The 24,513-nt window shown below is 48.0% G+C and carries 19 protein-coding genes and 2 pseudogenes; 4 read left to right on the forward strand and 17 right to left on the reverse strand.

Annotated elements, in window-relative coordinates; genetic code table 11:
• Positions 1 to 17 precede the first annotated feature (17 nt).
• Positions 18 to 719 carry a response regulator transcription factor gene (locus CCC17_RS11825; protein WP_015515120.1) on the forward strand — a complete coding sequence of 234 codons (702 nt, stop codon included), beginning with the start codon at positions 18 to 20 and terminating at the stop codon, positions 717 to 719.
• Positions 720 to 723: 4 nt separating this feature from the next.
• On the forward strand, positions 724 to 2,088 hold the full coding sequence (locus CCC17_RS11830) for a sensor histidine kinase (RefSeq protein ID WP_059085543.1): 1,365 nt from the start codon (positions 724 to 726) through the stop codon (positions 2,086 to 2,088).
• A 145-nt stretch (positions 2,089 to 2,233) separates the two neighbouring features.
• Here CCC17_RS11830 and CCC17_RS11835 read toward each other — a convergent pair whose 3' ends face one another.
• The 8 genes from CCC17_RS11835 to CCC17_RS11870 all read right to left on the reverse strand — a co-directional run bounded on the left by CCC17_RS11835 (position 2,234) and on the right by CCC17_RS11870 (position 7,973).
• Entirely contained in the window at positions 2,234 to 2,647 is a 414-nt protein-coding gene (locus CCC17_RS11835) for a sigma factor-like helix-turn-helix DNA-binding protein (protein WP_287083144.1), read from the reverse strand.
• Positions 2,648 to 3,086: 439 nt separating this feature from the next.
• Entirely contained in the window at positions 3,087 to 3,548 is a 462-nt protein-coding gene (locus tag CCC17_RS11840) for a hypothetical protein (RefSeq protein ID WP_118763543.1), read from the reverse strand.
• 7 nt (positions 3,549 to 3,555) lie between these two features.
• A complete protein-coding gene (locus CCC17_RS11845; RefSeq protein ID WP_024738633.1) occupies positions 3,556 to 4,335 on the reverse strand; it encodes an ABC transporter permease in 780 nt (259 codons plus the stop codon).
• A gap of 2 nt (positions 4,336 to 4,337) precedes the next feature.
• On the reverse strand, positions 4,338 to 5,123 hold the full coding sequence (locus CCC17_RS11850) for an ABC transporter permease (protein ID WP_287083146.1): 786 nt from the start codon (positions 5,121 to 5,123) through the stop codon (positions 4,338 to 4,340).
• Positions 5,116 to 6,042: an ABC transporter ATP-binding protein gene (locus CCC17_RS11855; protein WP_117802755.1), complete on the reverse strand. Its 927-nt coding sequence runs from the start codon at positions 6,040 to 6,042 to the stop codon at positions 5,116 to 5,118. The genes CCC17_RS11850 and CCC17_RS11855 overlap by 8 nt, the downstream gene beginning before the upstream one ends.
• 134 nt (positions 6,043 to 6,176) lie before the next feature.
• Positions 6,177 to 7,094 carry a sensor histidine kinase gene (locus CCC17_RS11860; RefSeq protein ID WP_012816190.1) on the reverse strand — a complete coding sequence of 306 codons (918 nt, stop codon included), beginning with the start codon at positions 7,092 to 7,094 and terminating at the stop codon, positions 6,177 to 6,179.
• A gap of 5 nt (positions 7,095 to 7,099) precedes the next feature.
• Positions 7,100 to 7,792 (reverse strand): response regulator transcription factor, encoded by a 693-nt coding sequence (locus CCC17_RS11865; protein WP_287083147.1) that lies wholly within the window; start codon positions 7,790 to 7,792, stop codon positions 7,100 to 7,102.
• Positions 7,785 to 7,973 (reverse strand): helix-turn-helix domain-containing protein, encoded by a 189-nt coding sequence (locus tag CCC17_RS11870; RefSeq protein WP_002596317.1) that lies wholly within the window; start codon positions 7,971 to 7,973, stop codon positions 7,785 to 7,787. Before CCC17_RS11870 ends, CCC17_RS11865 begins: the two co-directional genes overlap by 8 nt.
• Positions 7,974 to 8,137: 164 nt before the next feature.
• Here CCC17_RS11870 and CCC17_RS11875 point away from each other — a divergent pair, with 164 nt between their 5' ends.
• Complete coding sequence (locus CCC17_RS11875; RefSeq protein WP_117500085.1) at positions 8,138 to 8,494, forward strand: helix-turn-helix domain-containing protein; 357 nt, start codon at positions 8,138 to 8,140, stop codon at positions 8,492 to 8,494.
• Between the two features lie 222 nt (positions 8,495 to 8,716).
• Here the strand turns inward: CCC17_RS11875 and CCC17_RS11880 are convergent, their stop codons facing one another.
• Positions 8,717 to 10,129: a relaxase/mobilization nuclease domain-containing protein gene (locus CCC17_RS11880; RefSeq protein ID WP_287083148.1), complete on the reverse strand. Its 1,413-nt coding sequence runs from the start codon at positions 10,127 to 10,129 to the stop codon at positions 8,717 to 8,719.
• Positions 10,130 to 10,250: 121 nt separating this feature from the next.
• Between CCC17_RS11880 and CCC17_RS11885 the strand changes: the two genes are divergently transcribed.
• Complete coding sequence (locus CCC17_RS11885) at positions 10,251 to 11,660, forward strand: ATP-binding protein (RefSeq protein ID WP_097772890.1); 1,410 nt, start codon at positions 10,251 to 10,253, stop codon at positions 11,658 to 11,660.
• A gap of 73 nt (positions 11,661 to 11,733) precedes the next feature.
• Here the strand turns inward: CCC17_RS11885 and CCC17_RS11890 are convergent, their stop codons facing one another.
• From CCC17_RS11890 to CCC17_RS11925, 8 genes and pseudogenes are all read right to left on the reverse strand, one after another.
• A complete protein-coding gene (locus CCC17_RS11890) occupies positions 11,734 to 12,033 on the reverse strand; it encodes a CD1845 family protein (protein ID WP_097772891.1) in 300 nt (99 codons plus the stop codon).
• Entirely contained in the window at positions 12,030 to 12,332 is a 303-nt protein-coding gene (locus tag CCC17_RS11895; protein ID WP_015529855.1) for a hypothetical protein, read from the reverse strand. The genes CCC17_RS11890 and CCC17_RS11895 overlap by 4 nt, the downstream gene beginning before the upstream one ends.
• A gap of 151 nt (positions 12,333 to 12,483) precedes the next feature.
• Positions 12,484 to 12,822 carry a plasmid mobilization protein gene (locus tag CCC17_RS11900; protein ID WP_118594640.1) on the reverse strand — a complete coding sequence of 113 codons (339 nt, stop codon included), beginning with the start codon at positions 12,820 to 12,822 and terminating at the stop codon, positions 12,484 to 12,486.
• 2 nt (positions 12,823 to 12,824) lie between these two features.
• On the reverse strand, positions 12,825 to 13,631 hold the full coding sequence (locus CCC17_RS11905) for a DUF3849 domain-containing protein (protein WP_287083149.1): 807 nt from the start codon (positions 13,629 to 13,631) through the stop codon (positions 12,825 to 12,827).
• 1 nt (position 13,632) lies between these two features.
• A pseudogene (locus CCC17_RS11910) lies at positions 13,633 to 16,149 on the reverse strand (SNF2-related protein); the annotation flags it as partial.
• Positions 16,150 to 16,310: 161 nt separating this feature from the next.
• A complete protein-coding gene (ltrA, locus tag CCC17_RS11915; protein WP_442859777.1) occupies positions 16,311 to 18,134 on the reverse strand; it encodes a group II intron reverse transcriptase/maturase in 1,824 nt (607 codons plus the stop codon).
• Positions 18,135 to 18,941: 807 nt separating this feature from the next.
• Positions 18,942 to 24,161, reverse strand: a pseudogene (locus CCC17_RS11920) (SNF2-related protein); the annotation flags it as partial.
• The gene (locus CCC17_RS11925) at positions 24,089 to 24,433 is read right to left on the reverse strand and encodes a TnpV protein (protein ID WP_435391139.1); all 345 of its coding nucleotides are present in this window, start codon (positions 24,431 to 24,433) and stop codon (positions 24,089 to 24,091) included. The gene CCC17_RS11925 and the pseudogene CCC17_RS11920, both read right to left, overlap by 73 nt.
• Positions 24,434 to 24,513: the final 80 nt, after the last annotated feature.

Genomic DNA, 24,513 nt, shown 5'->3' on the forward strand with positions numbered 1-24,513 from the left:
AGATTGGAGAAACTGCTATGGATAATTCCTTTTTACATACTAAAAGGCTCCTGTTGGTAGATGATGAACAGGAACTATTGAAAATGGTTTCAGATATATTGAAAGATGCAGGATTTGAAACTGTCCTTACCGCAATGACAGTCAAAGAAGCTATTTTGACCGCAAAAGAGGAAACTCCCGATTTAATTGTTTTGGATGTCATGCTGCCGGATGGGGATGGCTTTTCTCTGATGCAACATTTCCGCACTTTTACCAATGTGCCGATCATTTTCTTAACAGCAAAGGACGAAGCAGCAGACAAATTATCGGGATTGGGGCTTGGTGCAGATGACTACATTTCTAAGCCCTTTATGCCGCAGGAACTGTTACTGCGTATCTATGCGGTACTGCGGCGGACCTACAAAGAGGATTCACCGCTGCTTGTTTTGGATGGATGTACGATTGATTTCAGCCGGGCCGAAGTCCATAAGGGCAGCGAAATTATCTCCCTGACAGCCAAAGAACATACTTTACTTGAAACGCTTGCCCGTAATGCTGGAAAGATTGTTACCGTAGATGCGCTTTGTGAAGCCCTCTGGGGGGATAATCCTTTTGGCTACGAAAACAGCCTCAATGCTCATGTCCGGCGCGTCCGGGAAAAAATTGAAACCGATCCATCAAAACCCGTGTCCCTAATAACCATTAAAGGATTAGGCTATAAGCTGATAGCAAGGAAGTGATGTCATGAAATCATTCGGAAGTTATATATCTAAATATCTTGTGTCGTTCGTTGCCTTTATTCTGATATTGCTTTTTCTTAATGCAGTAGTATTCGGTCTGACTTTTCAAAAGATTGTGACCGAGGATTATGGCGATTCATCCCCGCAAGCCATGTTGGAAATGACTGCTACCGCCGCTACACCGGAACAATTATCGGATGAGGCGGTGCAAATGCTCCGACAGAATCATATTTGGGCGATCTACTTGAACACAGATGGTCAATGTTATTGGTCGGTTGATTTGCCGGACAATGTGCCGAAAAATTACACAATTCAAGATGTCGCACTATTTTCAAAAGGGTATATTGAGGATTACCCGGTTTTTATTTGGAACACCGATGATGGGTTGTTGGTGCTGGGCTATCCCACAGACAGCTACACAAAACTCACCAGCAATTACTATTCCATTGCAGCACTTCAACGACTCCCCATCTTTGTGCTGGGGATGCTTGGCTTGGATTTGCTGTGCCTCTTTTCAGCCTATTACTTTTCCAAACGCAGAATCATTCACAATACCGAACCGATTGTGTCCGCTGTGAAAACTTTGGCAGACGGAAAGCCAGTTTCACTTCATATCAGCGGAGAACTATCGGAAATTGCAAGCAGTGTAAACAAAGCTTCTTCCATTTTGAATAGGCAAAATGAAGCGCGGGCGAACTGGATCAGCGGCGTTTCCCATGACATCCGCACACCTCTCTCCATGATTATGGGGTATGCGGACCGTATTGCAGAAAGTAAAGCTGCCAGCAAGAGCATCCGTGAACAGGCGGAAATAGTACGGAAGCAAAGTGTAAAAATCAAAGAGCTGGTGCAGGATTTGAATTTAGTATCGCAGTTGGAATATGAGATGCAGCCGCTTCATAAAGAGATGGTTCGCTTATCCAAACTACTGCGATCCTATGTAGCAGACCTGTTGAATACAGGAATTTCCGATAGCTACAACATCGGAATTAAGATCACTCCTGACGCCGAAAATGCTGTGTTGGAATGTGATGCCAGATTGATTTCGCGAGCTGTAAACAACCTTGTCCAGAACAGTATGAAACACAACCCACAGGGCTGTGAAGTCTGCCTTTCGCTTACAGCATCGCAAAACCATCTTATCTTGGCGGTTACGGATAACGGAACGGGTCTGTCTGCTGAAAAGCTGCAAGAGCTGGAAGAAAAACCGCATTATATGGAAAGCACAGATGAACGGCTTGATTTAAGACATGGGCTTGGATTGCTGATTGTCCAACAAGTCGCCATAGCTCATAACGGCACTTTCAAACTTACTAATGTTTTCCCGAAAGGGTGTGAAGCCACTTTAATATTCCCGTATATCGGATAAACAGGCAAGTACAAATCTATAAGAAAACGCCAGATGCAGAGGTGCTACGCCCCTGGATCTGGCGTTTTCTTAATAAGCGCACTTCAAATCGGTATAACCTTCTTATTAACACTGACAAAAAACAGGCTCATCAAATGAAATTTTATCAAAAATATTTTACAAGCTGCTTTAATCCACAGCGGATACTGTCTCGGACACGACTTGGGTCTACACCTTCTACTTCGGCAATTTCATTTACCGTCATTTCCAGATAGTATCGGGCATAAATTCGCTTTGCCTGTTTCTCCGGCAGCTTCATCACAGTAGCATAGACCTGCTCCTGGAACTGTTTTTCCTCCAGAAGCATCTCCGGTGTTTGCGGCTTCAATAGCACCGCATTTTCAATGCCATTCTCGCAATCCAGAGAATACTGTGCTTTATAACGATACATCTTTCGCTCATACGCAGCCTCCGCACGTTCAGCTGCTCGAATAGTCTCCATTACTTCCTCTGTCACATCTACAAAAAAGTCTGTTGTATAAACATCAGGATAAAGTTCCCGAAGGTTAATTTTCTTCATTATGTACCTCCATTTCGATTCGCGGGTGATTGACGGGTGAATCGAATGGAGGCGGAGGCCGACACCGGCAGACAACCGGGTCATCTCCGAAAAAATGGCAACAAAAAACGCCAGATTTCCGTGAGAGAAAACTGGCGCGCCAAGAACAGCCATTATTATACTGAATTACATGGAACGATAATGCCGATGCAATGTTATATTTGCCCGGAGGAGGAGCAATGCTTTTTTTAACTGATGTAGATCATGTGAGCTTTGAAAAAGCAAACGAGACACGGCAAAATAACCTCCAATCGGCTACCGTGTCCCTGCAAGTCGTCATAGGTTTGTGTAAACGCAAAGAAACGGCGGCTCTGAAAATCAAAGCCGCCGTTTCAAATGGGCGTGTCAAATTGTCTGCTCTACGACGGCTTTTTTTCTTTTGCCGTCGTCCGGCAGAGTATTATTCAATATTTAATTCAATGTTTCCAGTGAAATTCTCACATTCAATGCCAATATAATTTCCACCATCAGGAAGTGTAATTATGTCACTATAAGTTCCGGTTGCTTCAATCAACGTGACTGCTTCATCAGATCCAGAAATCCAAAATACTTTTGCAGTACCTTCCGTAATCTCCAAGGTGCAATCAATGGACAGCTCCTTACCGGCTTCTCTCTTTATGGAAGTTCCTCCGAACAAATACTCTGTACCTGAAAAGTTCGCATAATCAGCCGTATAAGTCCCTGTATAATCATCAATTCCTTTTTCTTTTTCCCCTTGCAGTGACGATTTCCCTGTCAGTTCTATGGAGCCCGCAGACTGAACAATGTTATTGTAATGATTGAGAATTTCATCTTTTGAACAGCCAGCAAGCATAAAACTTCCCACAAGGACGAATGTTAATGCTAAAACTATTTTCTTCATAAAATCATCACCAGCCTTTCTTTGGAGCTACCTTTTTGGCCTTTTTCTTTGTTTGGGTTGCTTCTCGTTCTTTCATGCACAAAATCAAGATGGCAGAAATAACGACAGCAAGCGCAAGACTGCAAGAACAGGTTCCGATATTCCAGTTGACTGCGGTATCATAGCTACGGTAGCCTACCATTCCAAGACTTGCGGTAATCGGATAAAGGTTTGCTAATGTCATATTTCCAGCGGCAAACATCCCTCCATATCCATAGACAAAAGCAATGATTACACCGACTAAAAAGCTGCCTGCACTCCGACAAGTAAGAGCGATAATCGGCAGAACCGCAAGATATAAAAAGAAATTAACCGCAGTAATCTGCAAGGCTGCTTTTAGAGCTAAGGAAATCTCAAAGCCGGGAAATCCCACAATCATTTCTGCTATGATTGTAAACAGACTGCATATCAGCCCGAAAATAATAGACAATACGCCGCACACAATCAATTTTCCGGTCAACAGTTTCTTAAAAGAGATCGGCACAGTCAGAATATTTTTCAATGTGTCATCCGTCTGCTCACGAGAAATCATATATCCAGCAATTAGGCTGATACACATCGGAAAAATCATGGACATATTGTTTTTGATGACCTGTTCTGTAAGATAGGCAAAATCCCAAACGGAACCATCATTCGCCATAGAGGTAAACAAGGTCAGCAGGACGGATAGGAGCATGAGTGCAACGCCCGCCCAAAGGATATGATACCTTTTCAATTTATAAAATTCTGTTTTTACAATGCGAACCATGTTTATTCCCCCCTCTGCTTATATAATCTGTCAATCAGTAAGAACGAAACGAATGCCATAATCCCAAGAATGAATACAACTTGAAATGTTGAGGGAATTAGCCCTGTCATTTGCTCCAAGTCCATTTTTATTCCATGAGCCGCCATATCTCCCGCACTCCAAAATGTAGTCAGTGGCGTGGGCAGAAGCCATAACATAGTTTTAGGCAGTGTGTCAAACAATGCCGTAGCACTCATGTTCAGAACGCTGTAAAAGACACACAACAAAATGGAAAAAACATAGGTCTTACTGAAAAAGACAACAAGGACAATCAACGGGAGTGTTCCTGCCGTAATGAAGATCCCCGTTTCAACCGCCAAAAACAGCTTATAACCAATTCCATAAACTTCTAATGTTCCAATTCCGCAAAGAATTGTTGCAATGGTAGAAGCCACGCAAAAAACAATTCCAAAGATAAAAAGGACAATAATCTTTGCAAGTACCATTTGCGTGCTGGTTACGGGAATTGTACGCAGATTTTTGAATGTATCGTTGTCGCGTTCCATAAAAAACAGAATAGCGGCAATCACTCCGATAATGCAGGGCAGTAAAAACTGGATACCATATCCCAACACCATGTTAAATAGTCCATCGAAAGCATCTGCCCGATCCGTATATTGCTCCATCATAGAGGGCGTTGTCATCAGATAAGTCAGCGGGATTGGAAACAGGAACGCAGCCAAAATAATCAGCGGAATAAATTTCTTCCGTTTCAATTTCAAAAATTCGCATTTGATTAGTTTAAGCAATTCCTTCGCCCCCTGTCACACGCTTGAAGTAATCTTCAAGACTTTCTTCACAGGTATGTGCTTCTGATACCTCCAATCCGTTTTCTACAAAAGCAGTTACAATTTTCCCCACGGGTAGCTCCATATTGTGTAGACGCAGATTGTGGTCGTCTTGTATGGAAAAATGGGTTTCATGGAAATTGCGTTCCAAAATTCTTGCCGCCTGTGCAGTATCAGAGAGCGTAAACCGGATATGTTTACTGCTTTTTTGCTCCAACTCAGCAAGGCTTTCTTCTTCCAGCAATGCACCGTGGTTAATAATTCCAATATCGTCAGCCAGCAAGGAAATCTCCGAAAGAATGTGACTGGAGATTAAAATGGTTTTTCCTCTTGTGTCGCAAAGCTCACGGATAAAGGATCGCACTTCTGCAATACCGATGGGATCGAGACCGTTGATCGGCTCATCCAAAATCAAAAGCTCCGGATCGTGCATGACTGCAAGGGCAATCGCCAACCGCTGCTTCATGCCAAGAGAGTATTGCGAAAACAGCTTTTTATCCTTGTAAGGTAGCCCGACCAAATCCAGAGCGTCTTTGATGGCATGATTGTTTGGTACTCCACGCAGGGTAGCAAAGATACGCAGGTTCTCCGTACCGGTCAGATTGGGATAAAAACCAGGGGACTCAATCAAACTGCCAATGCGGGGCAGCAACTTCTTTTCATTCCCTTGCAAAGACTTTCCCCAGATTTTGACCTCACCGGAAGTAGGCTTCGTTAAACCCAACAGCATTTTCATAGTTGTGGTTTTTCCGGCTCCGTTTCTACCCAACAGACCATAAATTCTCCCACGCTTGACATGGATATTTAAGTCAGCCACACTCTTTTGTGAGCCGTATTGCTTTGTCAGATTTTTTGTTTCAATGATATAATTTGTATCCATATTCAAAACCTCCTGTTCTGTAAGGTATTCTATCATGCCAACCTTGCATTAACCTTGCCGCAACCTTGCATTAACCTTGCAATTTGAAATCCAGTAAAATGACAAAGGCTCCCGCCATAAAGACGGGAACCCGCTTAACTCTCCAAAGGAAAAAGCAACATAAATTCAGTTCCTTTTCCCGGCAAACTTTCAACTGTTATACTTCCACCCATCTTTTCTACAAGCTGATGGACAATAGAAAGACCAAGTCCGCTGCCTTTTTCAGAGCGTCCTTTATCACACTTATAAAGCCGTTCAAATATGTGTTTCAAATCTTCTTTCTCAATTCCCACTCCATTATCCGCCAGCAGCAGCTCCATGTTATTTTCCTTTTTCGATAGGGAAATTTTGATTTTGTCCGCATGGCTGTGAGCGATTACATTTTGAATAAGGTTATTGATGATCCTCATATAGCTATCCATATCCAATCTTACCCGGACAGGCTGTTCAGGAATATCAATGTCATAATCAACCTGTTTATCCTCAAAAATCGGTATCCAGTCGATCAGAATGTTTCTTGTCAGCTCTGCAACCTCAACGCTCTGGATCTCCAAAGCAAACTCGTTGGAATTTAACTTGAACCAGTCAAAGAGTACATCAATGTATTCTTTCAGATCATGGGCTTTCCGACGGGCGGTTTCAATATAATCATCCCGGTCTTTTCCTGTGACCAGTCCTTTGTGTGTAGCGTCAAGATACCCAAGCAGAGTAGTAAGGGGCGTTCGCACGTCATGGGAAAGGCTCGTCATAAGCTGGCGGTTGGTTTCTTCTGTCTGCCGTACAGTTGAAAGTCTGCTTTCATAGGCCACAACAATCTCATTGATTTCATAGGCAAGAGGTGCTGTCAGTTCATTTGTTGCAGATAGAATACGCCGGTTGCCATTTCCGTTTTTCACATCAACCAGCACATCGGTCATTTCTGCTATTTGTTTTTTTACACGCCGAACGAGAACGATAGAAGTCAATACAGCCACAACAGCAATCACAATGGACAAGAATACGATAATTTCCATGCTGACTACACCTCCTTATTAAACCGGTAGCCAATCCCTTTGACCGTTTGTATGTACTTTGGGCTTGAAGGATTGACTTCTAATTTTTTACGAAGTCGGCTGATAATCGCCATAATGTTACTGTCATCATAGAAATATTCTTCGCCCCATACTTCCTCATAAATCTGCTGTTTGGTCAAAATTTTCCCTTGATGTTTTGCACAGTACAGGAGCAAATCAAATTCCTTTGGCGGAAGTTCAAAAGTGCCGTTTGCCGTCGTAACAGAACGATTTTCAAGGTCAATTTGTAATTCATCAAAATCCAGTTTTTGCACAGCTCCGGCTTGATGATTAAAACGGGTGTAGCGGCGAATGAGGGACGCAATACGGGCAATCAGTTCGTCCATATCAAACGGTTTTGTCAGATAATCGTCCGCCCCGGCTCGTAAGCCCCGTACTTTAGAAATGCTGTCATTTTTAGATGTGAACATCAAAATCGGCAGACTGTTCTCTTTGCGGATTTCTTCCAGCGTTTCAAAGCCATCCATACCAGGCATCATCACATCCAGCACCACAAGCTGATACTCCTGCTCTCTTAATTTTTGTAAGCCCTCTTTTCCGGTATTACAAAAATCAGCTTCTATGTTTTCTGCTTGTACGCTACGTTTAATCAAAGCGCACAGTTCTCTGTCATCATCTATAATCAGGATTTTATTCATGGTGCAACCCCTTCCCTTGTTTTGTCCTTCCGTCAATCGGCTTTTCTGCGTTCTTTGGGATCAGCCAAACACCAGCCATCTTTACAGCGCCGGGGATACGCCCAGCAGCGCAATAGTAATTTACTCTACGAGGTGTCACGCCCCATTTTTCGGCGGCCTCTTTTAGTGTCATATAATCCATTATGCACCTCCACAGAGTACATTATAGTTCTTTGTCTCGAACAATACAAGTTTATCACCAATCGCAGCTTTATATAATCGGCATAATCGTACAGCTTGTCAGGCATAATAAGGTCATTCCATCATACAAACCGGAACGATACAATATTATTGAAGTGAACGATTATGCCGATTGATGATTTGACTGCTTTAGGGCAAAAAATGCGGGAAGCCCGAAAGAAAAAAGACCTGACACAACAGGAGCTTGCGGATCTGAGCCATGTTTCTGTAAAGCAAATCGCCAATATCGAAAAGGGGAAAATGAATCCTTCTTATTTGATTTTGAGAGCATTGGCAAAGGTCCTGCACATCTCTTTAGATACGCTTATAAATCCAGATATTTCTCTGGAAGATGAAGGTGTCAATCAGATGAAAATGCTTTATTCCAGCTGTCCGCCAGAAATGCGTGACACCCTGTTGCATCACACCCAAGAAACGGTGAAAGAACTGACAGAGTTGTCCGAGATATTTGAAATGAATTGAGCCAGTGAGTGAAATTTAACGATTCTCTCACTGGTTCTTTTCAATTTCGGAGAAAAGAGGCAAGCAATGCCTGTGTTAATACACACAGGCCCGCAGAGAAGAAAATCCCTCCGTGATTTTCCTCTCCGCTTGCTTGTTGAGGGCAGCGCCCCCAAACCCCTTTGAACACAGAATTTCATTCTGTGGCTGCGCGTTCTGCGAACGCTTTTGACCAGGACCAGCTTACCGCTGGCCGTGGTCTTTTTCTTTTTCAACATCCTGTTCTACCTCCATTTTCAGCACTCGATCTACATTTGCCTTTGCCGTTAAAAGCTCCCGCATTTCCTCACGGGAACGCCGGTACTCGGCATAGGTCTTTTTCTTTTCTTCCAACAATTTCGCGTACTCCGTCTGCAACTCTTTGACCTTGGGAAGCTTCTTGACTCCCATCTCATCAAAGGCATTCTTAGCAGCCTGGTGGAGCAGAATTTCTTCCTCATGTTCCTCCCGGAATTTCTTAGAGTAACCCGCTTTGCGGTATGCCACATAGACCTCACGGGTCTTGGCATAATTTACGATGTGAGTACGCAGAACAGCGATCTCTGCCATGCGCTTTTCAGCCGCTTTGATCTGCGCCGAAAGATCATTGTGATGTGCCGTGGCAGCCGCAGCCTTTTCTTCCAAAACCGCATACTCCAGCAGATTATTCTCTGACAGGTAATTCATGGTCTGCGCCATTTGTTTCAGATTAAAAACTTTAGCCCATCGAGCATAGCCAGCACCTTTTCCAGCCTGCAATTTTGCCTGAATGTCCACCAGCAGATTGACCTTCGGCGACTCTGCCTGTGTGACCGTTTTCTTTCGTGGGGTATGCGTTTTTTTCCCAGAAAGAACTGCCTGTAAATCTTCCAATCCATATCCTTCGCCCAAGCTGTCCATACGGGCTGCTTTCTCCCAACCGGGGAGCTTCAGACGATACGATTTTCCACGCTTTGATACCTCACAGACGGACTCTTGCAGCAGCTTTAGCAGCTCCTCAAAATTAGCAGGACTTTGTGATAATGCATTGTCAATCGCCACACGAAGCAGCTCTCGGTGAGAAGGCTTTGCCTGATCGCCCAGCCATTTGTTATAGCTCTTTCCGTGAGGTTTCGGATTCTCTACAATGGACAGTCCATTCTCAATACAGATGGTGTCACTCAGCCGACGAACCGCCTTGGTGCTACCCCAAAAATTGCGGAACTTCCGGTCATATTCTAAGCTGACCGATGACCAGATAATGTGATTATGAATGTGCGACTTGTCTATGTGAGTGCAGACTACAAAGGCATGATTGCCTTTAGTAAAACGCTTTGCAAATTCTACACCCAGCCGGTTTGCTTCTTCTGAGGTAATCTCGCCGGGGCGGAAGGACTGGCGCACATGATAGGCAATCACATCATCCGCGCCACGCACTCGTCCGGTAGCGGCAATGTACTGCCGCTTTGCCAGAAGGAACTCCGCATCCGCAGTCCGGCTGTCACACGCATAGCCGGTAATGAGCTTGCCGTTATCTGTTTTCTGTGGATTTGCTACATAGTCGATGATGTCACTGATTGCCCGACTTTCTGTGCGACCCTTGCCAACATGAAGCGGCATGATTCTTGTAGTTGCCATAATAGAAGGCCCTCCTCTCATAAATATTTTTTCGCTGAACTCTTTGCTTCTATCGTTGCAATAACTTTCTCCGCTGGGTATAATAAAAAAGAACATTCTACAACCTCAAAGGAGGGATTTTATGATAGAACAGCTCATTGCCGAAGCAACGGAATGTGATTTCAAAGTTGCTCTCGAAACAAAAAAGCCAAAAAGCTGGTTAAAAAGTGTCAGTGCCTTTTCCAATGGGATCGGCGGCACTCTGTTTTTCGGAGTCTCTGATGACCGGGAGCCTATCGGCTTGTCAGATGTTCAAAAGGATGCTGAAGCGATCAGCCGCTTAATCAAAGAACGTATCACACCATTACCGCAGTTTATCTTAAAGCCATTGCAGGAAGATGGTAAAAACCTATTGGCTCTGGAGGTTTCTCCTGGCCGCAGCACCCCATACTATTACAAGGCAGACGGAGTAATGGAAGCATACATCCGTGTTGGAAATGAAAGCGTAATTGCACCGGATTACATTGTGAATGAACTGATCTTAAAGGGAACCAATCAGTCCTTTGACACCTTAACAACAGAAGCTGTGAAAAAGGATTACAGCTTCACACTCCTGGAGGCAACCTATCTGGAACGAACCGGCCTCCGCTTCGAGCCATCCGATTATGTCTCATTCGGTTTGGCTGACAAAAATGGGTTCCTGACCAATGCCGGAAAGCTCATGACCGATCAGCACACAGTTTATAACTCCCGTATGTTCTGTACCCGGTGGAATGGCTTGGAAAAAGGCTCTATCTTTGATGATGCGCTGGACGATAAGGAATACGAGGGGAATTTGATTTATTTACTGAAAAGCGGCAGTGAATTTATTCGCAATAATTCCAAAGTCCGTTTTGTCAAAGAAGCTCAGTATCGGGTAGACAAGCCGGATTATGCTGAACGAGCTGTAACAGAGGCTCTTGTCAACGCTCTCATCCATCGTGATTATATTGTGCTTGGCAGCGAAGTCCACATTGATATGTTTGATGATCGGGTGGAAATCACATCTCCGGGCGGTATGTTTGGCGGCGGCTCAATTCAGGAATACGATATTTACAGTATTCGTTCGATGCGACGAAACCCTGTGATCGCTGACCTGTTCCACCGCATGAAGTACATGGAACGCCGTGGAAGTGGTCTGCGCAAAATCGTCAGTGAAACTGAAAAGCTGCCTGGATACACAGAGGCATATAAGCCCGAATTTTCCTCAACAGCGACAGATTTCAGAGTCATCTTGAAAAATGTAAATTACCATCATGGTCCTTCTATCATAGAAACGACCCATGATAAGACCTATGACGCAACCCATGATGCAACCCATGATAAAATCCTTGCATTTTGCATAGAACCACATTCAAAATTAGAAATCGCAGAACACTGTGGATACAAAAACACAAAAAACTTTACACAAAAATATCTGCGTCCGCTATTGAACAATGGAACACTCAAAATGACACTTCCCGATAAACCGAAAAGTAAACATCAAAAATATATTACAGTTCGTTCCGAATAAACAGAGAAGCAGGGCAGTGGGTCTCATCTCCCATTGTCCTGCTTCTTTTCATTCCAAATTATATTCACATCATTTACCCATACACCCAATCCTGGATCGCAAATTTCAAACTCTGCACCTTGCTCAGCAGCCAGATCGCAGCCAGCGGCAGCCCCATCGGGCTAATCAAAAATGCCATAACCAGCAAAATCACACCATTCTGCGGGGAATAGGTAATCAGCACAGCCACGCCAAGCAGAGCAATTACCGTGCTTAGTAGACCAAGCACCAGACCGGATATGTAGATCAGCCCCGTGCAGAGCCAGACAAAAAGCGTCAACACCAAAATGACCGGTGCAGTTACGATCATCAGCAGACATTTCAAAATCTTCATTTCTGTTCCTCCTTCCAACGCTCCAGATACTGTTTGCATAGGGCATCCGCTTCTCTCTCATCATCTTCCGTCACTTCCCGTTTTCCTTTGGTCAGTTCAATCTCCAGATAAGTCCGGTAATCATCGGCTAAGAGGTCGAACAGTTCCTTGGGAGTATGGCACACCTCGCCAGAGCAATAGTGAAAATCTTGGTCAAATTCAACTCTTACACATCCATGGCGGCTGATATAAACTTCTATGGTCTCGTCTGCGGTTAGGTAATCCGCAAAAATCTCCAGCACCTTTTCAAAGGTCAGCATCTGTTTTCACTCCTTTGCTACGCTTCTTATTCTACTCATATTATCCGGTACGGACAGGCAAAAGACAAGGATACAGACAAAAAGAAAAAGCGGAGGAAGGTGCGGCGAAGAAACGCCGTTCCTCCCTCCGCAAATGGAGTATCTATCCCTGTTATGAAAGTTTGGAGAGTTGGGTAAGGATTTTCTTCACACCCTCCCACAGTTGTTCCTGCCGCTGGGATATATCCTCCAAGTCAGCATTATAAACCCGCCCGGTCTCATGCACTTTGCGGGTCAGCTGGTTCAAGTTGTTGCTGCTTCGGCGCATCAGGGAGACCAGCTCCTTCAGCTCTGGCAGTTCCAGCTTGACCACATAACCATCCAGCGCCATTTTCCGCAGATAAGCGCTCAAATTCTCTGTCCCGTATTGCTGCATCTTTTGATGGATCAGTTCCAGTTCTTCTGCGGACACCCAAAACAAAACCGGCACATCCCGCTTGCGCTTTGCCATGGTTATCGCTCCGGCTCCCGTTTTTTCGGGGTGGCAGGCTTGCGGGCAGGCGGTTCCTGCTTGAGCTTTTGCAGGACAGAGCTTTTCTGCTGTTCTTGAGCGACTTTTCGGAACTGTCTGGTGAACAGGTCGGTCAAACCGGGATTGACCTGATCTACCACCAGATAGGCACAGTGGCGGGAAGCGCCGCTGTCCTCCAGCGTAGGAATGGCTTTTGCCCATGCTTTATTGTCCTGAGAGATACGCCCGTCATAGTTCTTGCGCTGGATGGTGTTGGCAAGAATAAACTGTACCCGTTCCGTCCCGAACTTTTCCAGCACATCTTTGACCGCAGCCTCCGTATCCAGCCGATTCTCTGCATAGTGGGCGCTGATGGTCTGCTCAATGGCTTCTTTGCAGGCGCTGTTCGCCTGATATGAGAGGTTGTACTGTGCCATTTCCCCATGCTCGGACGCATAGGCAGCAGAATATGGATAGACCGGTGTTGTTCGCAGTTCCTCTTTGGCTCTGCACACATCGTCGGCACGGCTTTCAATGCTGTCCCGGATCACACCCATATAGCCGGTCTCCAGCTTTTCAAAATAGCGGTACACATCCGTCAATGGAGAGGGAGATTCCAAAAGCGCCTGAGCCTGGGTGTCGGTCAACTCCAGTTCCTCCATTGCCATCACGATGTCCTCGCGGATGGTGTACTCATAGGCATGGTTTAAGACTTCTTCCGGGGGCTGGCTTTTCAGCCAGTCCCGGAACTTGTCCTGTTCGGCAGCCATCTTTTCATAAAGAGCTGTATTCAGATCGTTAGTATTCATGTTATCGCACCTCCTCATGCTGTTTTGGTTTCTTGTCTGTACTGCGGGGTTGCACCGGGCGTTTTAGGTTATCCAGCACCGAAGGCCGTGTGCTTTTGGCAACAACAGACTCGGTGTGTGCCCGCCCCTTTCCGTCGATGTTGAGCAGGGTATCCAGCTCCACCAGACGGGCGTTTTTGCTTCTCAGTTCTTCTTCATAAAGGAATGGCTTTCCGACTTCCTCCTTTGCGGCAGCCTGCTGCTGATAGAGGTTATCCAGCTGAGCCTTTGCCGCCTCCAGACGCTGGGGCATCTGGGCGAGGGCATTGTCGATACGGGTAAGATTTCCGCGAGGGTCTGTACCAAGGGTTGCCCGGTGGGTCATCTGTCCTTTCAGCAGGAGCGTATACTCCTGTTTCCATGCGGAAAATTCCACGGATATGGCATAGCCCCGGTAGCTGCCGATCTGCACCGGATCGGAGGTTTTGACCTCCTTGCAGGCATCCAAAAGAGCTGCACCAGCGTTCTCCTTATCGGTCAGCAGGTCTCCACGAATCTCCATACCGGCAAAGCCGTCCTCTGGGTGCGGGTGAGCTGCCAAAACCTCCAGATCGGATTCAAAGCCCTTGATAAAACCTTTGTGCTTTTCAATCTCCTCCGGGAAGTATTTGAGCAGCTGGTCCTCCAGACGATATTGCTTGCTCTGGTGGTCGGCTTTCATCAGCTTCAGGCGGGATACCTCCACATCCAAATCCATACGCTCCTTGATACGGGGATCTCCGGCACACAGAGCCTTGATCTCGGCAAAGGAAAGTGCTGTTTCGTCCACATCATCGCAGGAGCGCACCGGCGATTTAGAAGTCATGATCTGACTGATGAATTTTTGCTTATTCTCCACTGTCTGCCAGAGGTATGCGTCAAAGGTTCCTTCGGTCACATAGCGGTACACATGGACAAGAGGATTCTGGTTACCCTGGCGCTCGATACGGCCCTTGCGCTGGGCAAGGTCTCCCGGTCTCCACGGACAGTCCAGGTCATGAAGTGCCACCAGACGGTCCTGCACATTGGTGCCTGCGCCCATCTTGGCGGTGCTGCCCAAAAGGACACGCACCTGACCGGTACGGACTTTAGAGAACAACTCCTTTTTCCGCACTTCGGTGTTGGCTTCATGGATAAAAGCGATCTGGTCGGCAGGCATTCCCTGAGCAATGAGTTTCTGACGAATATCGTCATATACCGTAAAGACCGGTTCCTGCTCCGGCAGAGGCACAGCGCTTTCCAATGCGTGAAGCAGTGGATTATCCAGCGTTTTCGCCGCCTTGCTTGCAGGAGCTTTTGCCTGCGGTGTAGAAATGTCGCAGAACACCAGCTGGGTCAGCTTGTCAGCTTTGCCATCCCGCCAGATCTGCATGATGTTGTCCACGCACTGATTGACCTTTGTGCCAGGTTCATCCGGCAGCATCTGGTTGACGATTCTCTGGTCCAGCCCCAGCTTACGGCCATCCGAGGTAATCTTGAGCATATTGTCCTGGGATGGGTCAACGGTTCCGCTGTGTACCAGCGATGCCCGTTCCGAAAGAGCCTTGACCATTTCCTGCTGATGTTCGGTAGGCTGCGCCACGATGTTGTGGTATTCCACCTCCGGGGTGGGCAGGTTCAGTTGGTCGGCAGTCTTGATGTCCGCCACTTCTTTGAACAGATTCATCAGCTCTGGCAGGTTAAAGAACTTGGAAAACCTTGTTCTTGCCCGGTAGCCGGTTCCCTCCGGTGCCAGCTCCAATGCTGTGACGGTCTCCCCAAATCGGGAAGCCCAGCAGTCGAAGTGGGTCATGTTCAGTTCTTGCAGGCGTTCATACTGAAGGTAACGCTGCATGGTGTAAAGCTCGGTCATGGAGTTGCTGACCGGGGTGCCGGTGGCAAAAATCACGCCACGGTTTCCGGTGATCTCATCCATATAGCGGCACTTGGCAAACATATCGGAGGATTTCTGCGCGTCCGATGTGGAAAGACCAGCCACATTCCGCATTTTTGTATATAGAAACAGGTTTTTATAGTTGTGGGCCTCGTCCACAAACAAACGGTCCACACCCAGCTGCTCGAAGGTTACCACATCGTCTTTTCGCCCCTCGGCTTGCAGCTTTTCCAGTCTGGCTTCCAGAGACTTTCTGGTACGCTCCAGCTGCTTGACGGTAAAACGCTCGCCGCCACTGGCCTGTACCTCTGCAATCCCCTCAGTGATCTCGTCGATCTGTTCATAGAGAAGCCGTTCCTGACGCTCCCGGCTGATGGGGATACGCTCAAACTGGCTGTGTCCCATGATAATGGCATCATAATCACCCGTCGCAATACGAGCGCAGAACTTCTTTCGGTTATGGGTCTCAAAGTCCTTTTTTGTGGTGACTAAGATATTGGCGGAAGGATAGAGACGCAGAAACTCCGACGCCCACTGCTCGGTCAGATGGTTTGGAACCACAAAGAGAGATTTCTGGCACAAGCCCAGGCGTTTGGCTTCCATCGCAGCGGCCACCATCTCAAAGGATAGCGATAGGTAATCCTTTGGGCGGGATATGCAGCCGCAGGCTGCATATCCGTTCCTCCAGATTTTCCCCCGCTCCAAACCGTGCGTGACAGTTTCCCATCACACGGCTTTCCATCGTCAGCACTTTTTATGACAATCTATACATCAAACAGATTTGCCCTTTAGAAAACGAGTTCCGGCATTTCTGCCATCACACGAAGTTTATTGAGCTTTGCCAACTGCTTTTTATCCAGGTTTAGCACTTTCAGATATTTTCGGATGGTGCGCTCATTACTGGAATGAATGAGAATGTGAACCACAGCGGAGACAATAATCAGGTTTTGGTAGCTGTCATTGCCCCCAAGCACCAATGGCTTTTTGTGGTGACAGTCCACTTGCTTTGCTTCCAGTTCCACACCGGAGACGGCACATTTTCCTTTCTGTGCAACATAGAGCGCAATGCGGTTATCGTTGTATTCCACGCTCCGCTTGCCACAGGGGCGGTTCATCAGATAATAGAGAACTGCCATATTGATACCGGCCAAATTCTTGTGGATTTCGTTTCGCCCTTCTGGCGTGTACGAATTTATCCGACTTTTCTTATCCATAGGTACTCTATGCTGAACATAGGCAATCGGGACGATGGCATGACCATTCAGATAACGCACCTCCCGGCTTGTGCCGTATTTCTCCTTGATATACCTGTTTGTGATTTGACCTTTCTTTTGCAGTCTGTGCTTCAATCTGTTGTAAAGGCTCTTTTTGACATCGAAAGCGATTTTGTGAAAGTCAATATTCACATGGGTTGCAATGCTGTAATAGTTATGAACGCCCATGACATAGGAGTTGTATTTCTGTATCAGACGATATTCCATTCCTGGGTCATAGGTCTGCCGTATCTGCCCAATAATTTCCTTGCTTTTCTCCCGGATTTTCAACAATGCCTTATCCTTGATATGTGCTTCTACTACATACCGTGGCTGTCCTTCAGGCTTCTTTCCCTTTGTTCGAACTTTCAGCTTAAAGCCCAGAAACTCGGAATAATGGCGTTTCAGATTTACGATTTTCGATTTCTCCGGGCTGGTTTCCAGTCCCAGACGTTCCAAAAGCCATTGTTTCGTTGCCTCGAACAGCTTGATTGCATCTGACCGCTTTTTACAGAAGATTTTGAAATCATCTGCATAGCGGACAACATAGCACTCTTTCAGATTCGTGTAGTTGCGCAGGGTTCGGATGGTACTGCTTTTGTCGGGAGTTCCATTCGCATAGATTCTGTGTACATAGTTCCTTTGGGTGGGCATTTCCTCCCACTGGCTGACAATCCACCAATCCAGTTCATTCAGGACGATGTTTGACAACAGCGGGGAAATGATACCGCCCTGTGGCGTACCCTTTTCGGGAAAACCGATTCCAGCCACTTCTGCCTTTATCATGGCAGAAATGATAGACAGCAGCTTTTTATCCCTAATTCCGAGTGTCCACATCTGCTTCAGCAGTTTTCCGTGGTTCACATTGTCAAAGAAAGACTTAATGTCTATATCAATGACATAGTGGCAACCGACGTTCTGTATCATTCTCTCCGCTTGGGCAATGGCATTTTCTGCACTGTGGTTTGGTCTGAAACCATTGCTTCGCTTGAAGAATTTTGCTTCACAGATAGGTTCTAATACTTGCAGAATACATTGCTGAATGAGCCTGTCCATAATCGTGGGTATTCCAAGGGGGCGGGTTTTCCCGTTGTCCTTTGGTATCTCAACTCTGCGGACAGCATTAGGAATATACCAGTCCAGCTTGCGCTGAACATGGGCAACTAAGGCATTTTCGTTCCACTTGTTCAAATCGCTTATTGTCTTATTATCCACACCCGCCGTTCGACTGCCGCTGTTCTTTCGGATATTTCTGTAGGCCAGCTTGATGTTTTCGGGGCGTTTTATTAGTTCCACCAGATTGCAGAACCGTTGCCCCTTGACACTTGCGGCATACAATTCGTCAAGAACGAGCTGCATATCGTAGTATTCGGAATTGCGGATTTTCTGTTTCTTTAAGGGTTTCTTCTTGTTTGCCAAAGTCAGGTACTTTCCTTTCTTTCGAGAGGATTTCGCTTTTCTTAGTCATACTCGAACCTTTGTGTCTGTATAGTTTTCAATTTATTGATTGCTGACGACTAATGGCCATCCCTCCACCGTATTTCTACGGCTTCAACGGTACTGTGCCATCTCTCTCAACTGGATAAAGGATTGTTATACGCAATACGCTTTCCAATCCAACACCTCATAGCCTGTAACCGGCTCTGTGTTCCAGCCTTTCCACGTTCCAATATTCCTATCTGTACATATCTGCCCTTAGGTGTCCCTCTGAGCCTGTATGCTGGGCGGTGCCTGTAACACCGCAAGGACTTTCATAGTAAGAATTCTTACTCATCCTCACATACTTCCGTAATCGGAAAGGAGCATTGCTGCTCCTGCGCCTTTTAGACCCGTACATTCGGGATTTCGTCAGTCATCCATGACATTCTGACCATAGGCAGTTTATAGACCTCCGGCGTATCATGCACATATCCCATCTCTGGGACACTTTCCACGGCATAATCCGTTTGGGTGCATTTCCGCCGACTTTAGCGAGCGTTATACCGTAGCCCTTGTTACAGAGGACTGCCGCATATCGCAGTTTATAAGGTAGGCGTTTCAGGGCGTTACCCCATCATTCCACCTATCGGAATATTAGTTCTCCAAGTCTTTTCAGGGACTCCTTTCAAATCCCGATTCTATTGTTAGCTGACTTGTGCGTAACCTTTTCAGTTACGAACGTGTCGCACTTTTACCTGCGCCTACTTCGTGTGCCAACAGGGTATTTCCTCCATACAGCACATGGGCAATGGCGCTTTTCTGGTGTTCCCGCAGGGTAATGGCCGGGTTCATGCCTCCAAAAGTGATGTGGCTGCCATCATATTCGCGGGGACGGGTAGAGTTCATTTCTTCGTTGTACTGGCGCACCAAAGTCTGGCGGCGCTCCGGGTCTCTCCAGATCCAGTCCCTAAAGGCTTCCCGGATCGCCTGCTGTTTTTGAGCCGCCAGGGTGGTCTCCTTGGCGTTCAGCACGCGGCGCTCTTTTCCGTCTGCGTCCTCTATGGTGTCATAGATGCGGACATCCCGCAGGTTCAGGCTGTCCTCTAAAATCTTGTAGGCATTGGCACGACTGGTCCCATAGGTGGTATAAGCTGCCACATCGTTGTAGGATACGGAAGATTTCCCCTTGATCTGCCATTCAGCAGTAAAGGAAGAATAGTTGACCTCGATACTGCGCTGGAGATAAAACGGGGTGTTGAAGGTCTCATACATAAACGGCTGGATGTACTCCTTGTCAATCCAGGTAGCGCCCAGACGCACCTCAATTTCCGACGCATCCAGGTCTTTGGGCTGGGCGGCGGTAAGAGCTTCCACATTGACTGCAAAAGAAGGGTCCTGCTGTGCCGCCCGCTGCGCCTGACGCAGTTTGCGGCGTACATTGCCGGAAAGGTATTCATCAGCAGTCACATAATGGGGTGTGCCGTCTTTCTCCAACTGTCCCGGTACACGGAAGATTACGCCTTGCAGCTCTCCGGCCAGTTCTTCTTTTGTTTTTCCGGTAAGCTGGCTCATATAGTCCATATCCACGCAGGCTTTTTCCGAGATGGACACCGCCAGTGCTTCACTTGCCGTATCCACCACAGCCACCGCCTGATGGGGCTTGATGGTCCGTTTGGTGAACATATCTGCCTTGCGTTCCAGCTTTCCGTCCTCGTCGATGACTTCCAGCGCACAGAGCAGGTAATAGGAAGAATCGTCTGCATAGGCCAGACGGTTTGCACGGTCATTGATGAGACCGTATTTGGCAGAAAAGCTGTCATAGAGGCTGTTCAGTTTCGCCTGCTTTTGGGTAATGGTGCTGTCCGGAACCGCTGCATCCATCTGAAGGTCGATCAGTTCCTGCACACAATCGCGCAGTCCCACAAGACCTTTTACGCGGGCTTCTGCGGTGGTGTTGAGATTCGGGCGCACCATGCGGCTGTTTTCCCGGTAGTACACCTGCCCGTCTACAATGGCATAGGAATAGTTCTTCACATTGGGGTCGGCAGGAATGGAGGTGTCAATGGCTTCGCCTTCGCCCAGCTCCGGCAGCTCTGCCTCCTGATAAGTGCCATGAATGTACTTCACAGCATCATGCAGCTGGTCGGAAAGCTCCAGTCCCTCGATAGGGTTCACGGTGTAATCCATACCATGAGCAGTGCTTACCGGCTCCTGTCTGCCCAGCACCATTTCCGGGTGGTCGATAAAATACCGGTTGATGGCAAACCCCTCCTCCGTTTGTCCGGTCTGCGTCCACTCTGGTGCAATGTCCAGCGGACGGTCCCGCTTTTGGAGAAAGATGATGTCCGATACCACCTCGGCACCGGCATTCTTTTTGAACGCGTCATTAGGCAAACGGATAGCTCCCAGCAGCTCGGCACGCTGGGCAAGATAGCGGCGCACGGTGGAATCCTTGGCGTCCATAGTATATCGGGAGGTCACAAAAGCTACTACGCCGCCGGGACGCACCTGGTCCAGTGCTTTGGCAAAAAAATAGTTATGAATACTGAAATTCAGCTTGTTGTAGGCTTTGTCGTTGACCTGATACTGACCGAACGGCACATTGCCGATGGCAAGGTCAAAGAAGTCACGCCTATCGGTGGTCTCAAAGCCGCCTACTGTGATGTCCGCCTTAGGATAGAGCTGCTTTGCGATGCGCCCGGAAACAGGGTCCAGCTCCACGCCGTACAGACGGCTGTTTCGCATTTCCTCCGGCAGCATACCAAAGAAATTGCCCACACCCATAGACGGCTCCAGAATATTTCCAGTCTCAAACCCCATACGGCCCACCGCTTCATAGATGGCCTGAATGACCGTAGGGCTGGTGTAATGGGCGTTTAAGGTGGAGCTTCTGGCGGCGGCATATTCCTCCGGGGTCAGCAGTTCTTTTAGCTGGGCATACTCTAAAGCCCATGCCGGTTTCTCCGGGTCAAAAGCATCAGAGAGACCGCCCCATCCCACATATCGAGAAAGAACCTCCTGCTGTTCGGGGCTTGCCTGCTGTCCAGCAGCTTCCAGCTCTTTCAGCAAACGAATCGCATTGACATTTGCCTGGAACTTGGCTTTCGGACCGCCTTCGCCCAAATGCTCATCGGTAATGCGGAAGTTTTTTGCATTGCGGCGCAGGTTAGCCTTGTATTCCTCGTAGGAGGCTTCCTCGGCAGCTTTGGCATTGGGGAAGGTCTGCCACTGGCCATTGACCTGAATGGAAACCGGGTGTTCGTCCAGCACTTCCTCAAAGGTTTTCTCCGGCTCTGTCACAGGGGCTGGCGGCTCCGGCTCCTCGATATGCAACCGTTCCACCACCACATCATAAGGTAGATGGTTCTTATCGCCCGGATAGACGGCCACGGTCTCGGAATGAAAGGCTGGGGATTCGGCAGACGGTTGGGGCTGTTCTTGTCCAAAGCCATCCAGCTGACGGGCATACATCCCGCGCAGCAAAGGCGCAACCTCATCCCAGCGGAAATACAGCACAGCCAGACGCTTTTCCTCTGCATCCATGACTTCCAGCTCCATGCCTTGTGTCGTGGTACGGTAATCGGCAATATCGCCGTTCTCCAAATCCAGCGTCTCAATCTCACGAGGATAAGCTCTACTCAGCCAGTAGGCGATCTCACTGTTGCTCCTGCCGGATTGCAGCAGCGTGGAAAGCTGCTGTTTATCCGCTTCATCCATGAGTCCATGGGCCAATACATCCCGCAAGTCTTGATCTGCCTTGTCCGGGTCAATGGGAAGAAACTCGGTATAGTAAGCATTGCGGCGGTCTGCCCGAAGCAGCTGCTCGAACTGTTCTTTGCGCTCTGCCCGATAGATGGGATATACCATGCCGGTGGGCAGAAGCTGTACGGTGTCCTCCCGCAGCTCGGTGATCTGATAGGCGTCATCCTCGATATACACGGTATCGCCCACGGCATAGACCGGGGCGGCTGGGTCATAGGAGGTTCTTTGCGGAATTGGGCGGCGAACTGCGTCATATTCCTCATCGGAAATGGAAACTTCGGAAGTCTGCTCTGTCCCGGCATCTGCGATCTGCTCTGCATCTGACATCACCTGTTGGATAAACGGATCATTGTCCAGTTTTTCCGGGTCTGTCACCTGTCCGTTGACGATCCCTCTTTCTTCCAGAGCTTCCCGGATGGCGATTGGGTCGATGTCGTCAAAACGGTTCTGTTCTTCTTCGGTATAGAACCGGTCCTCCTGAATGAGCTGGGCAATCCGGCGCTGTACCTTCGGCCAGGGCAGCTGCGTTTCCTCCGGGCTGCCGGCACGGACAACGAACAGGCTGTTGCTGTTACTGCCGCCGTATTCCTGAGCCAGCCATGCGGCGGTATCTTTTTCTCTTTCATGGTCTTTCATATAGCGGACAACAGCGTGTTTACTCTCGATATTGCCGTTCCATGCACAAAGGGCAGTATCAATATCTTCCTGAGAAAGAGGGCGCAGAAGCTCATGGAGCTTTGGATAGGTCTCGTCGATCACTTCCCGGTGTAAACGCTGACGGAACTCCGGCACATCCGAATAGAGTCGGATCAGCTCCATATCCTTAGAACCAAGAACCGCACGGCGCACAGCGGCATTGCCCTCGATGACAGCATTTTCACGGTCAGAATGCCCGCAGGCATTGCGGTATGCGGCATCCTCGGAAATAGCGGCAGTCACCACAGGCTTATACTGCTCAAACTGCTCCCGAAGGATAGGCTTTGGCGTTTCTTCTTCCATCTCCGGCTGCTGGGCTTGGATAGCATCTTCTTCTGCCAGTTCCTTTTCAGCCTGGATTTTGTCATACTGCGCCTGTTCCTGTTCGGTAAGATAGCGGCCTTTCTGAACAAGAGAGGTAATGCGCTTGGCAACATTTTCCCAGTTCAAGTGAACATCCGGGCAGTCCTGCTTTTTATAGTGCAGTCCTTTCCCATCGTGATCTTCGCCGCTGTGTGTTGCGCCGGACAGGGCATGAGAGCGACCACCAATGCCATACTCGTCTTTGAGGAATCTCACTTTTTCCTTGTCCGTATGGTTTTCCATGAAGAACGCATAGATGCGGCCTTTTCCTCCGGCAAAACTGCTGCCGCTGGTCATGGCGGCGTCGATCTCATCCTCGGTAATGAAGTGTTGAACGGTTGGCACTTGGGAAAGGTCTGAAGAAAAGGTCCTGCGTGGCAGGTCAAGGTCCTTCAGGTTCTCCCAGATCTCCCTTGGTCTGTGATAGTGAAAACGCAACAGGTCACGGTCCTGCTGATAGGCAGTCCAGAAGGCGGCGTATTCTTCCTTGAGGGTCTGGCGGAAAGCCGGGTCACTCAGCTGCTCCGTCAGGCGGCGAGTCTCCTCCGGGAAACCATTGCCTTTGATCTCTGACAGGCAGGACAAATATCCGGCTTCTCTGGCACCCTCACTGAGATCGTGATACAGATACCAGAGCTTTTCTGCAAGGAGGGAGCGTTCATAGCCTGCCGCTTCTGCAAGCTCCACATTGGAGGCAAACTGACCACTTTCCAAAAGCTCCCCGATACGCTCTGCGGCGCTCTCCCAGGAAATGACCTGGGCAGACCTGTCATAACGGACAGACTTCCCATGGGAAAGATGGATACCATCCTCGGCATACCATGCGCTCACACTGCCAAGGCCATTGCCGCCGTGGTACAGCGTTTTCAGTATCTCGGTAATCTCAGCGGTGGTTTTCTGCTTTTCAAAGGCTGCAACCACACGCTCCCTTTGACGGTCTGTATTGCCGCCCAAACGCAGCACATGGTCGATGTCATTTTGGGCAAAAGAAAAAGCAGAGGATGTATGCGCTACATTCTCTGCTTCATCTATGGATTGGATCTGTTCCGCTTCGGAGAGGAACAGGTTTAGGGTCAGCTGTTGATAAGCTCCGCCATCAGGATTTCCTCGGCCTGAGCTTTGCAGGTGTTCATCAGCCCCACCCACTTCATGGGATCGCTGGCTTTCAGTTCCTCGGTGGCTCCCGCTTCCTTCGCCAGCTGGGGCATCATCTGTTCCAGTCTGCTCTGGGCGGTCTCGTCGATCTCCAGAAGGTGCGGGTACAGCTTCTCGCTCAGCAACATCTGGTTGTAGAGGATGGGACGATGTTCCTTCAGGTAGGTTTTCCTCATCCTGCCGTACTTGCCCAGGGGTTTCGACCGCTGCTGGCTCAGCTTCAGGTCGGGAATCAGATAGTCTCCGTTCTGGATATAGGTCATGGGATTGTTCATCTTGCTTGCTCCTTTCTTGGTTGGCTTCGCGCTCTGCATTTCGGACGGTAACGCCGATCTGCCGTAGC

This window comes from Blautia sp. LMAG:36, assembly GCF_008680535.1.
Taxonomy (GTDB): domain Bacteria; phylum Bacillota; class Clostridia; order Lachnospirales; family Lachnospiraceae; genus Blautia_A; species Blautia_A fusiformis.

Coding starts and splice junctions, on each gene's coding strand:
- CCC17_RS11825 (WP_015515120.1), top strand. CDS start 18: ATGGATAATTCCTTTTTACATACTAAAAGGCTCCTGTTGGTAGATGAT.
- CCC17_RS11830 (WP_059085543.1), top strand. CDS start 724: ATGAAATCATTCGGAAGTTATATATCTAAATATCTTGTGTCGTTCGTT.
- CCC17_RS11835 (WP_287083144.1), bottom strand. CDS start 2,647: ATGAAGAAAATTAACCTTCGGGAACTTTATCCTGATGTTTATACAACA.
- CCC17_RS11840 (WP_118763543.1), bottom strand. CDS start 3,548: ATGAAGAAAATAGTTTTAGCATTAACATTCGTCCTTGTGGGAAGTTTT.
- CCC17_RS11845 (WP_024738633.1), bottom strand. CDS start 4,335: ATGGTTCGCATTGTAAAAACAGAATTTTATAAATTGAAAAGGTATCAT.
- CCC17_RS11855 (WP_117802755.1), bottom strand. CDS start 6,042: ATGGATACAAATTATATCATTGAAACAAAAAATCTGACAAAGCAATAC.
- CCC17_RS11860 (WP_012816190.1), bottom strand. CDS start 7,094: ATGGAAATTATCGTATTCTTGTCCATTGTGATTGCTGTTGTGGCTGTA.
- CCC17_RS11865 (WP_287083147.1), bottom strand. CDS start 7,792: ATGAATAAAATCCTGATTATAGATGATGACAGAGAACTGTGCGCTTTG.
- CCC17_RS11870 (WP_002596317.1), bottom strand. CDS start 7,973: ATGGATTATATGACACTAAAAGAGGCCGCCGAAAAATGGGGCGTGACA.
- CCC17_RS11875 (WP_117500085.1), top strand. CDS start 8,138: ATGCCGATTGATGATTTGACTGCTTTAGGGCAAAAAATGCGGGAAGCC.
- CCC17_RS11880 (WP_287083148.1), bottom strand. CDS start 10,129: ATGGCAACTACAAGAATCATGCCGCTTCATGTTGGCAAGGGTCGCACA.
- CCC17_RS11885 (WP_097772890.1), top strand. CDS start 10,251: ATGATAGAACAGCTCATTGCCGAAGCAACGGAATGTGATTTCAAAGTT.
- CCC17_RS11890 (WP_097772891.1), bottom strand. CDS start 12,033: ATGAAGATTTTGAAATGTCTGCTGATGATCGTAACTGCACCGGTCATT.
- CCC17_RS11895 (WP_015529855.1), bottom strand. CDS start 12,332: ATGCTGACCTTTGAAAAGGTGCTGGAGATTTTTGCGGATTACCTAACC.
- CCC17_RS11900 (WP_118594640.1), bottom strand. CDS start 12,822: ATGGCAAAGCGCAAGCGGGATGTGCCGGTTTTGTTTTGGGTGTCCGCA.
- CCC17_RS11905 (WP_287083149.1), bottom strand. CDS start 13,631: ATGAATACTAACGATCTGAATACAGCTCTTTATGAAAAGATGGCTGCC.
- ltrA (WP_442859777.1), bottom strand. CDS start 18,134: ATGCAGCTCGTTCTTGACGAATTGTATGCCGCAAGTGTCAAGGGGCAA.
- CCC17_RS11925 (WP_435391139.1), bottom strand. CDS start 24,433: ATGACCTATATCCAGAACGGAGACTATCTGATTCCCGACCTGAAGCTG.